Consider the following 12,692-nt stretch of genomic DNA (forward strand, 5'->3'; position numbering starts at 1 on the left):
TCGCCAACGCGAAACGTCTTGACTTACTTTACATATAAAATTATCCATTTCCATATAATTTTTGGGAGACACAAATGGCCGAACGCTCATTTGCCAGGGAAGTGGAACATCTGAAGCTGGGGGACGGAGACGTCTTTCGCGGCGAGGGAATTCTGGCGATCACCAAGGCGCTTCTACAGTCCGGCATATCCTATGTGGGCGGCTATCAGGGCTCGCCGATCTCGCACCTGATGGACGTGCTGGCCGATGCGAATGACATTCTCGACGATCTTGGCGTGAACTTCCAAAGCTCCGCGAACGAAGCGACGGCGGGCGCGATGCTGTCAGCCTCGGTCATGTATCCCCTGCGCGGGGCGGTGGCGTGGAAATCGACGGTCGGCACCAATGTCGCATCCGACGCGCTGGCCAACCTCGCCTCGGGCGGGGTCAAGGGCGGCGCCATGGTCATCGTGGGTGAGGATTACGGCGAAGGCTCCTCCATCATGCAGGAACGCACCCACGCGTTCGCGATGAAATCCCAGATGTGGCTGCTCGATCCTCGACCTGATCAGGAATGCATGGTCAATCTGATCGAAAAGGGGTTTGAGCTTTCTGAGGCTACGAACACGCCCGTCATGCTGCAGGTTCGGGTCCGGTCCTGCCACATGACCGGGCAGTTTGTCTGCAAGGACAACAAGCGGCCCGAGTTCACCCTTCAGGACGCCCTGAACAGCCCCAAGCGCGACCTTGACCGGATCGTTCTGCCCCCTGCGGCCTATACCCATGAGGTGGAGAAGATCGAACACCGCCTGCCGGCGGCCATCGACTTCGTGAAACAGGCCGGGCTGAATGAGCATTTCGGCCCGACGGGTGCGGACAAGACCGGAAAGACCGGGCTGATCGTGCAGGGCGGCATGTATAACAGCACTATCCGGGCGCTGCAGTTCCTCGGCCTTAGCGATGCCTATGGCGAGACAAAGCTGCCGATTTACGTGATGAATGTCTGCTATCCGACCATCACCAGCGAGATCGAGGCGTTCTGCGAGGGGCTGGATGCCGTTCTGGTCGTGGAAGAGGGACAGCCGGAGTTCATAGAGCAATCCATCACCACGACCGTTGCGCGGTTGAAGAAGCAAACGCTCGTGCATGGCAAGAAATACCTGCCCATGGCGGGCGACTACACGGTCACGGCGCTGACCAAGGGCATCGGTCAGTTTCTGGAGGACTACGAAGCGCAGCTTCTGGGCAATCGGGCGCCTACGCCAGACCCCGTCCCGATCCTGCGCGATCCCAAGGTTGCAGCGCTGACAGAGGTGGTGCCCCCACGCCCACCGGGCCTGTGCACCGGCTGCCCGGAACGTCCGATCTTCGCAGCCATGAAACTGGCCTTTGAAGAGCTTGGGGAACATCACGTCTCTGCCGATATCGGATGTCACCTGTTCTCGATCCTGCCGCCCTTCAATATCGGCGCGACGACAATGGGTTACGGGCTTGGCGCCGCGTCCTCTGCCGCCTTCAACGTCAAGGGCGCGAAACGGTCGATCTCGATCATGGGCGATGGCGGGTTCTGGCATAACGGGCTGACCAGCGGCATCGGTCATGCGGTCTTCAACAATCATGACGGGGTCTTCCTGATCGTCGACAACTACTATTCCTCGGCCACTGGCGGGCAGGACATCCTGTCATCGCGAGCCCTGAACAAACGCCGGGTGACCAACAACTCGATTGTCGATGCGGTTCGGGGCGTGGGGGCCAAATGGGTCCGTCAGATCGACCGCACCTATGACGTGAACCGGATGCGAGACGTTCTGAAAGAAGCGCTGACGACAGAAGCGGAAGGCCCCAAGATCATCGTCGCCTCGTCGGAATGCATGCTGAACAAGCAACGCCGGGTAAAGCCGCAAGTGGCAAAGGCGATGAAGGACGGCAAACGGACGATCAAGGAACGATTCGGCGTTGATGAGGATGTCTGCACCGGCGATCACGCCTGCATCCGCCTCTCCGGCTGCCCTTCCCTTTCGGTCAAGCAGCTTGATGACCCCCTGCGCGATGATCCGGTTGCCTCGATCGACAGCACTTGCGTTGCCTGCGGCAATTGCGGAGAAGTGGCGGATGCCGCTGTGCTGTGCCCGTCCTTCTACCGGGCCGAGGTGATCCACAACCCCGGCCCCCGGGATCGTTTCAAAGCCGGGCTGTCAACACCCGTGATCAGGTTTCTTCAGAACCGCCGGGCGCGCCGTGCTGTTGATTTCGGAGACATTGCAGGATGAAAGACGACACCGTCAAACTCCCCCTTGCAGCAGAGGCCGACGCAACCGAACGCCCCCTGTCCATTGCCATCGTGGCCATGGGTGGACAGGGCGGCGGGGTGCTGACCGGCTGGATCGTCGATCTGGCTGAGCGGCAGGGCTGGATTGCGCAATCCACCTCGGTCCCCGGCGTGGCGCAGCGCACCGGGGCCACGATCTACTATGTCGAGATGATGAAGCCCGGCAAAGACGGGCGCAAGCCGGTGCTGGCGCAGATGCCGACACCGGGCGACGTGGATGTCGTGATCGCCGCCGAATACATGGAGGCCGGACGCTCGATCCTGCGCGGGATCGTCACGCCCGAACGCACCACCCTCATCGCGTCGAACCACCGCGCCCTGTCAACCATCGAGAAAATGGCGCCGGGCGACGGCATCGCCGACAGCGGCGCGGTGTCAGAGGCGATCGGCGTTGTCGCCAAACGCCGGATCGTGTTCGACATGAACCGGATGGCGGTCGAAAACGGCTCGGTGATTTCCTCGGCGCTGTTCGGCAGTCTTGCCGCCTCGGGCGCGCTACCGTTTACCGCGGACGATTATCGTCTGGTTATCAACGCCAGCGGCAAAGGGGTGGCTGCGAGCCTGCGGGCTTTCGATGCGGCCTTTGCCCGGACAGAGGCGGGGGAAACAGGTGGCGGCGAGAGGGCGGGTGATCTCGACACCCCATCGCCCCCTGCACCGCCCGCGACACTTCCCGATGCACGGGCCAATGCGCTGTTACAGCGGCTGAGGTCGGACCTGCCGAAACCCGCCCGTCACATGGCGTTCCTCGGCCTTCGCAAGGTCGTCAATTTTCAGGACGCCGCCTATGGCGGAGAATACCTGGATATCCTTCGGGACATCGCCGCGCAGGATCTTGACGCAGGCGGTGCGGCCAACGGGTTCCGCTTCACCGAAACCGCCGCGAAATATCTGGCCAATGCCATGGCCTATGATGATGTCATTCGGGTCGCCGATCTGAAAACCCGCGCCGCCCGGCGGGCGCGGATCGCGGAAGATATGAACCTCGGCAAGGGCCAGATCCTGAGCACAACCGAATTCATGCATCCCCGGCTGGAGGAGCTTGCCTCGACCATGCCCGCAGGCCTTGCGCGGTGGCTGCATGGAAAGCCCCGGCTCTACGCCTGGCTCGACCGCCGCATCGACAAGGGGCGCCGGGTGCACACCTATTCGCTTCGTGGCTTTCTGCTGCTCTACGTGATGGCCGGGCTCAAACCCCTGCGCCGTCGCTCGCTGCGCCATAAAGACGAGGTTGAACATCGCACCGCCTGGCTGTCAGAGGCCACTCAGGCGCTGTCGCACAATTACGATCTGGCGGTGGCCATCCTGTCGGTGCGGCGGCTGATCAAGGGCTATTCCGACACCCATGATCGCGCGCATTCCAAGTTTGACCGGGTCATGCAGACGATCCGCGCCATCGCGCATCGCGATGATGCCGCCGAATGGGCGGACAGGCTGCTGCGATCCGCCCTCAAGGACGGCAATGGGGACGATCTTGACGGAACCATTCAGACCATCCGCTCATTTACCGAGGAGACACACGGCCCGACATGAACTTACAAGATAGCAGACGCCCCCTGACCCGAAACGACCTGCCCGCCGGGCTGTGGTCGACGAGGACGAAATTCCGGCACGGGCAATGTGACCCGGCGGGGATCGTCTATACACCCAAGTTCTTTGACCTCTTCAACCGGGTGATCGAGGAATGGTTCGATGACGTGCTCGGCATTCCCTATCAGGAGGTGATCGGACCCCGCCGCACGGGGCTGGGATATGTCTCGGCATCGGCCACCTTCTTCACCCCCTGCATGATGGGCGAGGAGGTGGACATCCTTGTTGCGGTCAACAAGGTCGGAACCAAGTCCTACGGGCTGACCCTTCATGCCTTGAAGGATGAACAAGAGGCGCTGCGCGGGCATTTCGTCACCGTCACCACCGGACTGGATACGCACCAATCCATTGAAGTTCCCGCAGACATCCGTGACGCATTGCTGATCTATGCAAAAGCAAATACCGTGCTGACCGACTGAAGCGACATTCCTGGATGACATGGGCGAGACCGGCAAAAGCGATGCGAGACAACTCAACCAGACACGGTTCTGGCTAAGCGTCCTTCGGCTGCACAGCGATATCTTTGCTGAGTTGAACAAGCGAATGCAGGACGAGGTCGGGCTAAGCCTTGCCAAGTTCGATGCCATGGCCCAACTGGCGCGCACCCCCGAGGGCATCAGCATGGGCCAGCTGTCAAGCGCGTTGAAAGTGTCCAATGGCAATGTATCCGGCCTCGTGACCCGGCTGATCAAGGACGGGTTGGTCATCAAGGCCATGTCGACCGAGGACCGCCGGTCCTTTTCAGCCAGATTGACGGAAAGCGGCGAGCAGAAATTCTTGATGGCACGCGATGCCCATAACAGCATCCTGGCCGACATTCTTCAGCAGGTTTCCGATGAAGAACTGACCGCTGCCAACACAGCACTGCGCGAAATCCTGGAGGAAATGCACGCGGGTGACACCCTTGGCTAATAGGAACACCACCGTCAATCCGAGCTTTCCGTTTCACAAGGCGGATGAGCTCGATTCCTTTCTCCCCTATCTCCTGACCCGACTGACCCATATCTGGAGCTCGGAGCTGAACGCGATGCTGGCGGATCAGAAACTGCCCACCCCCAAGCTGCGGCTTCTTTCCAGCCTCTCTGCGCATGGAGAACTGACTGTCGGAGAACTTGCCGCCCTCGCCGTGCTGGAACAATCCACCGCAAGCCGTACCGTTGACCAGCTGGTAGATGCCGGTTTGGCAGACAGGAGCATCTCCGAAACGGACCAGCGAAAGCGGACAGTCGTCCTGACCAGGAAGGGGGAACAAAAGCTTAGTGAAATCGCCCCATTGATCAACGATTTTCATGCGCGGTTGGTTGGGAGTATTGATCCCGATGATCTTTCGAAATGCGTTGATGTCCTGAACAGAATCCTGAATGCAAAGAAAGCCGAAGACACGATTGGAGAGTCGGGGTGAGAGCCCATCACTGACCTCTTGATGTTGATATCCCGGTGTTCGGTGTACTTGATCGTCAGGTGTTCGAAGCATCAGTCGCCATGTCGGACCAAGCCTGTCTATGGCTGTCTCTGGTGAACAGCCCAGTCCGGAGCCTCCAGTGCGAAACACGCGCTGCTCTTCCGACGGCCCCGCGTGCTCATGTTCGTGATGCTTGATTCTTCCCGGCGGTTGGATCCCACAGAAAACCCGGCATGGGTCACCCGGTTGATAGACCTCTTTCAGGGGGCAAGCCTACGTGAGCCGCTTGGCTTTCCAAACGAGAGTCTCGCCGCGATCAGAGTATCAAGCTGTCCGGACCGTACATATGTGCAAATCGGTGCCCCACAGTTTCATTGAAATGCCAATGGGTGGCCGGGCGGGTGGTTTGGCAACCTGCGGAAAATCTCCGCCTCTCAAAGCAACCGGGTAATTCTGCGAGAAATGGTGCGGGTGGAGGGCGTTTAAACAGTGCTCCATAATGTTTCATGTTGTATTTAATAACCATTAATTTCAGTGCTTTGAGCGCTTTATCGCGTTCCAACCTGTTCCAATCCATACTATCATATACCATATGTTGGGGTGGATTGGGGGGTGGTTACGATGACCCGTGCATTGAACAAGCTTTCAGCTTCCCAGGTGAAGAGCCTTGGGCCCGGCAAGTACTCGGATGGGGGTGGTCTCTGGCTGCACAGGCGTGAGGACGGCGGGGCCCAGTGGTTCCTGCGTGTGACGGTGCACGGCCATCGTCGCGAAATGGGCCTTGGGGCTTTGAGGGATGTCAGCCTGAAGGAAGCGCGGGAGACTGCCGTCGAATGGCGTGCGGTTGCACGGCAGGGCAAGGACCCGATCAAGGAGCGGGAGCGACGCCGACGTGAGGCGGCGAAGGCGGACCACACGCTGGCTGCGGTTGCTGAGGAGGCCTTTGAGGCCCGCAAGGCGCAGCTCAAGGGGGACGGCAAGGCCGGGCGCTGGTTCTCTCCGCTGGAACTGCATGTCCTGCCGAAGCTCGGCCGCGTGCCGGTTGAGGAACTCGACCAGCAGGACATCAGGAATACTCTGGCGCCGATCTGGCACACGAAGGCAGACACTGCCCGGAAGGCGATGAACCGTCTCGGTATTGTGATACGCCATGCGGCAGCCATGGGCCTCGATGTCGATATGCAGGCGACCGAGAAGGCGAAGGCTTTGCTCGGCAAGTCACGGCATCAGCCCAAGCACGTCCCCGCCATGGACTGGCGCGAGGTGCCAGATTTCTACCAGAGCCTCAACGAGGGTACGATCACAAATCTGGCCCTGCGCCTTCTCATCCTGACGGCCAGCCGATCCAGCGAGGTCAGGTTCTGCCATCTGGACGAGATCGAGGGCGACCTCTGGACGATCCCGGCCGCGCGCATGAAGGGTGGCGCCGAGCATCGAATTCCCCTGTCTGGTGAGGCACAGGCCGTGATCGAGCAGGCGAAGGCCTTCGAGCGTGGCGGATACCTGTTTCCGAACGTGCGTAAGGGCGTGATCTCGGATGCGACCATGTCCCGCTTCATGGAGCGGCGGGGGCTGGAGGCCCGGCCCCACGGGTTCCGCTCCAGCTTCCGGACCTGGTGTGCAGAGGCGACCGAGGTGCCGAGAGAGGTGGCTGAAACCTGCCTCGCGCATGTCGTTGGAGGAAGCGTAGAGCGGGCCTACCGAAGGACTGACTACCTGGAGCAGAGACGTGACCTGATGGAGCGCTGGGCGAATTATCTTAGAGGAAAAACTGCAAATGATTGAAAAAGACCCATTGCCAATCCTTCAAAATGACGGGTTCCCAGTAGAACACCCGGAGTGCATGCTTTTTGCAGCCACTCTTGAAGCGGAGATACCAAAAATAAAAGCGACATATGCTGCCTTCTGTGGGGAAATGAACAATAATCCTAAAGTTCTGGGAGGCGCAGACAAAGGCAAATCATGGGTCGGTGAAGCATTGACCCATCGCCTAGAGAAGGGTGATTTTGAAAGGCGTTTGCATGCCGGTCATGTGGTGCTGGAGCTGTTCAGAAACTGGTTAAACACAGGGAAAGACATTGGTTTGGAGGAAGCATACAGATTGGTCGCGAAGCAACATCTGGAGGAAGTCGGCAAGCCACCGCAACAGTTGAAAAACAGTGCGGACACGGTTCGAAAGGCTTTCTCAAACTATCGTCCAGTTTCTCACATTCTCGGGGTTTGGGCAGGGTGGAACCAGCTGTTCTGGGAATCTGAGAATGACTATGAGGCACTCGAAGAAGTGCTTAGAAGAGCCAAGACGCTAGAGCTTTTTCTAGAGCGCTACTTTGAGAAGAGGCGCCATATTAAGACCGTTCGACTGATTAGCATGCCAGCGGTTTTGGAACCATTTCCAGAGGATCAGTTCGGTATTGTCCTCGACCGGAATCCATAGGGAAAAAAATTTTCCCCCACGACAGATGAACATCCCAGCCGTACCCATGGTGCACGAAGAAAAACGTGAGGGCATCATGAAATATCTGAATTTCAATGATTTAAGAGCGAAACTGGGAGGGCGTGGGCGCAGCTCGATCTACAGGGATGTGGAATGTGGCCGGCTTCCGCCACCAATTAGGATTGGTGGGCGTCTCTACTGGTTGGAGGAGGACGTCGATGCCTGGCTCCGCAAGTAAAGTGATCCATCGAAAGGCAGAGGGTCCTCCCTGCAGGGACTGGAACACTCAGCGCTGGGCTTGGCTTGATGCCGTACATTCGGATAGCGGGATCAGCGACAGCGCTCGCCTTTTGGCGGATGTTCTCTGCCGGCGATTGGCGAACAACCAGACAGGTCTCTGCATTCACACATTGGACTATGTCGCCGCTCAGCTTGGCAAATCGAAAAGAACGACACAGCGCGCATTACGGGAACTGGAGCAGCGCGGATGGGTGCGTGCGGACCGTCGATGTGGTCGCAGCGGATTTGTTCGATTTCACTTCGAGAAGGTTGCAGAAGCAAACCAAATCACCCGCAGGAAAAAGGTGACAGACCTGTCGTCTCGCAGATCAGAAAAGGTGTCAAATCAGACGCAAAAACATGACAGATCTGACGCCCCTAATATAGAATCAAATATAAACCAACCGCACGAGGGCAACACGCCCTTGCGGAAACCGATCTGTCCATACCCGACGCTTTTCGTTGCCGAAGATGATGATCTTGCGATCGCCGACTGGAACAAATGGCTGATTGCAAATGGCTTCGAACCGCTGAGTGAGCTTGACCTCACCGCTGAACAAGACGGGCAGCAAGGCTTCATGCTCCCCTCTCGCTACGCGCCGAACGTCCTACACACAGATCGTGTCGACTACGCGCGGGGCCATTTCCAAGATGCACGTGATCGGGCAGGAGAGCCACGGTCGAAGCCCAGCCAAGGCGATGCCCATGAATAGCCAAACTTCCCAAATGATTTGTGACAATGCGCAAGCGATGCGTGTCAGCGATTTCGACCTTTCGGGCGCGCTATCGGTGTATGTGCTTGGCCATCGAGTGGCTGTCGAAACCACGCCGTGTCATTTCGGCGGAGTCCGATATTGGTTCCTCTGTCCGTTCTGCGAGAGACGTTGTGCGGTCATCTACAAGAAGGGCTGCCGGCTTTGCGCAAATGGAAGATATCGCAGTGAAAGCCTATCCCCAAAAGCGCGGCTCCTGCACAAAGCCCTGAAGCGGCGCAGACGGCTAGGTCAATCCAGAGGTGGCCTGACGGTTCGGTTTCCACCAAGGCCGAAGTGGATGCATGAGATCACCTACCAACGGTTGCGAGAAGAAGCCGCGCAGGAAGAAGGCGACATACTGGCCGATCTAATGGCCCAGCTCTCCGCTCTCAGCGCGAGAGCGAGGTAACTGTTTCCCGTTCTAACAGATAGCGATGGTAATCCCCCGGATCTTATGGAGATGCAGAAGTAGAATTTTCTCGGCAGGATGATCGAGGAGATTCTGATAAAGAAGGCACGTTTCACCGAAGCCCAGATCATGGGCGTGCTGTGACTGAACCGCGCCGGGTTTGCCGGAGGCTGATTTGTCTTAATTATGCGGCCATGTCTGATCTTTCCAGAGCCGCATAGAAGTTTGTCTCGGCTTCTGCTGGCGGGATGTTCCCAATGGGTTCCAGCAGTCGGCGGTTGTTGAACCGATCGACTCATTCCAAGGTGGCGTATTCCACGGCGTCGAAGCTGCGCCATGGGACGCGTCGGTGAATGATCTCTGCTTTGAACAGGCCGTTGATCGTTTCTGCCAGGGCGATGTCACAGGAGTCCCCAACGCTGCCGACAGACGGAGCGATCTTCGCCTCAGCCAGTCGTTCAGTGTACTTAATCGACAGACATTGCGACCCGCGATCCGAGTGATGCACCAGCTGGTCCTGTGCGAGCCTGCGTTGATGAATCGCTTGTTCCAATGCATCGAGGACAAATCCGGCAGTGGCCGTGCGACTGACACGCCACCCAATGATGCGGCGGACAAAGACATCAATGACGAAGGCCACATACACAAACCCCTGCCAGGTTGCGACACAGGTAAAATTGCTGACCCAAAGCACATTCGGCGCAGGCGCATGGAACTGGCGGTTTACCTTGTCCAATGGACACGGCAGCGCCTTATCCGGGATCGTTGCCTTTGGTTTCTTGCCGCGCACAACGCCTTCGATCCCAATATCCTTCATCAAGCGGGCAACGGCGCAGCGCGCAATATCAAAGCCTCCTCTGCGCACTTGGTGCCAGACCTTCCGCACGCCGTACACGCTGAGGTTTTCCTCGAAGACACGCTCAATCTCGGGCTTCAGTGCCTCATCACGCCTGGCGCGATCAGAAAGGCGGGACGGATCAGAGCGCTTGGACAAGTGATCATAGAACGTTGCAGGGGCAATCGGCAAAACCCCCTCTCGGGACATTGCTACGCAATGCCCTGCCGGGCAGCGGGACAGATTGGCTCGACCCCATGATCAGCGCGGTGATCTTCTATGAACTGGATCATCGTTTGAATGGGCGGTCGAGCTCCGCCTGGGCAAAATATGCGAATGCTTTTCTAAGGATCTCATTGGCCTGCTTCAGTTCGCGCACCTCCCGCTCAAGCGCCTTCATCTTCTCAGCCTGTTCGGGTCACGTCCACGGAGGTGGTGTAGCTTTCGGTGGGCATCGGGTTTCCCGGTAGGGTCGGGTTGCGAGAACCAACCTGAACCAAGGATTACACCCGATGACCAAACCCATGATGGACCTGCGCGCGCTGGTCGAAAAGAGTGCCGATGCGGACCTGCTGCGTGAGATGATCGGCTTTGCTGCCGAGCGGCTGATGGAACTTGAGGTCGGTGCCAAGACCTGCGCTGACTACGGCGAGAAGAGCAGCGACCGGCTGGCGCAACGAAACGGCTACCGGGATCGAGACTGGCAGACCCGGGCAGGCAGCGTCGAGCTGCGCATCCCGCGGCTGCGCACAGGGTCGTATTTCCCGTCGTTCCTCGAGCCGCGGCGGTCCGTCGAAAAGGCGCTGACGGCAGTCATCCAGGAAGCCTATGTCCATGGCGTGTCGACCCGCGCCATGGACGATCTCGTTCAGGCAATGGGCGGGACCGGCATCTCAAAGAGCCAGGTCAGCCGGTTGTGCGAGGAAATCGACGACCGTGTCGACGCTTTCCTGACCCGCCCGATCGAGGGAGAATGGCCTTATCTTTGGATCGATGCGACATGCCTGAAGGTGCGCCAGGGCGGTCGCATCGTCAGCGTCGCTGTCACGATCGCCGTGAGCGTCAACACGGACGGCAGGCGCGAGGTGCTGGGCATGGCGATCGGTGCCTCCGAAGCTGAGCCCTTCTGGACCGAGTTTCTCCGGGATCTCGTCAGACGCGGCCTATCGGGCGTGAAACTCGTCATCTCGGATGCACACGAGGGCATCAAGGCGGCCACGGCCCGCGTCCTGTCGACCACTTGGCAGCGCTGCCGCGTTCACTTCCAGCGCAATGCCCTGGCCCATGCTGGCAAGAGCAGTCGTCGTGTTGTCTCGGCTTTCATCGCCACGGCCTTTGCTCAACCCGACCACGCGGCGGCCAAGGCCCAATGGCGCCAGGTCGCGGATCAGATGCGCCCGAAGCTGCCGAAGCTCGCGACGCTCATGGACGGCGCAGAGGAAGACGTCCTCGCCTACATGACCTTCCCCCAGCAGCACAGGACGAAGTTGCACAGCACAAACCCGATCGAGCGCCTTAGCGGCGAGATCAAGCGGCGGACCGATGTTGTCGGGATCTTTCCGAATGAAGCATCCATCCGCCGCCTCGTCGGCGCCATCCTGATGGAGCAGACCGAAGAGTGGACGGTGCAGCGCGGCAGGTACATGACACTGGAAACGCTGGCCCCGGTCTGCGATGATGTCTTGGTCAGCCTGCCTGCGGCGCAGCGCAACTGACAAGCTCGGCCCGCTGGTAAGCGCCAGGCCCATGGCGAACTACACCATCAGTTGGGACGTCACCCCTGTTCGGTGGTGATGCCTCCGCGCTGGCCAGCATCAACTTCGACCTTCTTGACCCATTCATTCAGCGTTTGCGGCGCGCAACCGATCTTCGAGGAAATCGACACAATCGCCACCCAACGGCTCTCATGATGCCCGGCGCCATCCAATACCATCCGCACGGCGCGTTCGCGCACTTCTGATGAATACTTGTTCGTTGTCTTTATCATGATGCTCCATCCTACTCATGAGTTGGAGCCTCCGGCAAACCCGGCGCGGTTCAATCCGGCAGTGTGTCGCCTGTTCATCGTCGACGGTGCTAAGGCGCTGACGAAGGCCATCCGCCGCACCTTCGGGGCGGATACCCCGATCCAGCGCGGCCAAGTCCATAAGGCGCGCAACATCACCGAGCGGCTTGATCCCAAGATTCACGCCGCTGTGCGCCGCGCCCTTCGGCAAGCATGGAAACTGAACGATGCCGACAAGGCCGAACGGCTTCTGCGCAATCTGGCGCGCCGGATGGAATTGGAGGCCCCCGGGGTCTCGAAGAGCATCCTCGAGGGCTTGGATGAAATCCTCACTGTGATCCGTCTCGGCTGCCACTCGAACTGCGCCGCTCGCTCGCCAGTACCAACATCATCGAGTCGATGAACGCCGTGTTCTGGCAAGTCTGCCGGAACGTGAAGCGGTGGCGTGACGCGAAGATGGCGCTGCGCTGGACTGCATCCGGCATGCTCGAGGCCGCCAAAGGCTTCCGACGTCTCAAGGCTCACAAGCAGCTGCCCGTCCTCAAGGCCGCGCTTCTCAAGCACCGCGACCCGGGTGTCGCCGGCGTTGACCAAACCGCAAAGGCCGCCTAACCATAATCCCAGCGACGCTGCACAGACCCGATTTCAACATTCATCGGGACATCCCCGGGACGC

At 59.2% G+C, this 12,692-nt stretch carries 9 protein-coding genes, 3 pseudogenes and 1 other annotated feature; of the genes and pseudogenes, 10 read left to right on the top strand and 2 right to left on the bottom strand.

All coding sequences use genetic code 11. The annotated features are described in order from the left end of the window. The first annotated feature begins 74 nt into the window (after nucleotides 1-74). The 8 genes from ACOOEX_RS11905 (at nucleotide 75) to ACOOEX_RS11940 (ending at nucleotide 8,726) form a co-directional block, all read left to right on the top strand. A complete protein-coding gene (locus ACOOEX_RS11905; protein WP_420395036.1) occupies nucleotides 75-2,249 on the top strand; it encodes a thiamine pyrophosphate-dependent enzyme in 2,175 nt (724 codons plus the stop codon). Then, entirely contained in the window at nucleotides 2,246-3,841 is a 1,596-nt protein-coding gene (locus tag ACOOEX_RS11910) for an indolepyruvate oxidoreductase subunit beta family protein (RefSeq protein ID WP_420395037.1), read from the top strand. The genes ACOOEX_RS11905 and ACOOEX_RS11910 overlap by 4 nt, the downstream gene beginning before the upstream one ends. Continuing rightward, the gene (locus ACOOEX_RS11915; protein ID WP_420395038.1) at nucleotides 3,838-4,317 is read left to right on the top strand and encodes an acyl-CoA thioesterase; all 480 of its coding nucleotides are present in this window, start codon (nucleotides 3,838-3,840) and stop codon (nucleotides 4,315-4,317) included. Before ACOOEX_RS11910 ends, ACOOEX_RS11915 begins: the two co-directional genes overlap by 4 nt. Before the next feature lie 19 nt (nucleotides 4,318-4,336). Next, on the top strand, nucleotides 4,337-4,810 hold the full coding sequence (locus tag ACOOEX_RS11920; protein ID WP_420395039.1) for a MarR family winged helix-turn-helix transcriptional regulator: 474 nt from the start codon (nucleotides 4,337-4,339) through the stop codon (nucleotides 4,808-4,810). Then, nucleotides 4,803-5,300 (top strand): MarR family winged helix-turn-helix transcriptional regulator, encoded by a 498-nt coding sequence (locus tag ACOOEX_RS11925; protein WP_420395040.1) that lies wholly within the window; start codon nucleotides 4,803-4,805, stop codon nucleotides 5,298-5,300. Before ACOOEX_RS11920 ends, ACOOEX_RS11925 begins: the two co-directional genes overlap by 8 nt. A gap of 621 nt (nucleotides 5,301-5,921) precedes the next feature. Next, on the top strand, nucleotides 5,922-7,085 hold the full coding sequence (locus ACOOEX_RS11930; protein WP_420395041.1) for a tyrosine-type recombinase/integrase: 1,164 nt from the start codon (nucleotides 5,922-5,924) through the stop codon (nucleotides 7,083-7,085). Further along, nucleotides 7,078-7,734, top strand: coding sequence for a hypothetical protein (locus tag ACOOEX_RS11935; RefSeq protein ID WP_420395042.1), 657 nt, complete (start codon nucleotides 7,078-7,080; stop codon nucleotides 7,732-7,734). Before ACOOEX_RS11930 ends, ACOOEX_RS11935 begins: the two co-directional genes overlap by 8 nt. Before the next feature lie 218 nt (nucleotides 7,735-7,952). Further along, the gene (locus ACOOEX_RS11940; RefSeq protein ID WP_420395043.1) at nucleotides 7,953-8,726 is read left to right on the top strand and encodes a helix-turn-helix domain-containing protein; all 774 of its coding nucleotides are present in this window, start codon (nucleotides 7,953-7,955) and stop codon (nucleotides 8,724-8,726) included. 635 nt (nucleotides 8,727-9,361) lie between these two features. On the opposite strand, the pseudogene ACOOEX_RS11945 reads toward ACOOEX_RS11940, so the two are convergent. After that, nucleotides 9,362-10,424, bottom strand: a pseudogene (locus ACOOEX_RS11945) (IS3 family transposase); the annotation flags it as partial. Beyond that, nucleotides 10,190-10,347 (bottom strand) — a sequence feature (AL1L pseudoknot). It overlaps the preceding pseudogene by 158 nt. Before the next feature lie 100 nt (nucleotides 10,425-10,524). Between ACOOEX_RS11945 and ACOOEX_RS11950 the strand changes: the two are divergent. Further along, entirely contained in the window at nucleotides 10,525-11,727 is a 1,203-nt protein-coding gene (locus ACOOEX_RS11950; protein WP_420395044.1) for an IS256 family transposase, read from the top strand. Between the two features lie 65 nt (nucleotides 11,728-11,792). Here ACOOEX_RS11950 and ACOOEX_RS11955 read toward each other — a convergent pair. Beyond that, nucleotides 11,793-11,999, bottom strand: a pseudogene (locus ACOOEX_RS11955) (IS3 family transposase); the annotation flags it as partial. 52 nt (nucleotides 12,000-12,051) lie between these two features. Between ACOOEX_RS11955 and ACOOEX_RS11960 the strand changes: the two are divergent. Beyond that, nucleotides 12,052-12,629 (top strand): annotated as a pseudogene (locus ACOOEX_RS11960) (transposase); the annotation flags it as partial. Nucleotides 12,630-12,692: the final 63 nt, after the last annotated feature.

This window comes from Nioella sp. (genome assembly GCF_965215655.1).
Taxonomy (GTDB): domain Bacteria; phylum Pseudomonadota; class Alphaproteobacteria; order Rhodobacterales; family Rhodobacteraceae; genus Nioella.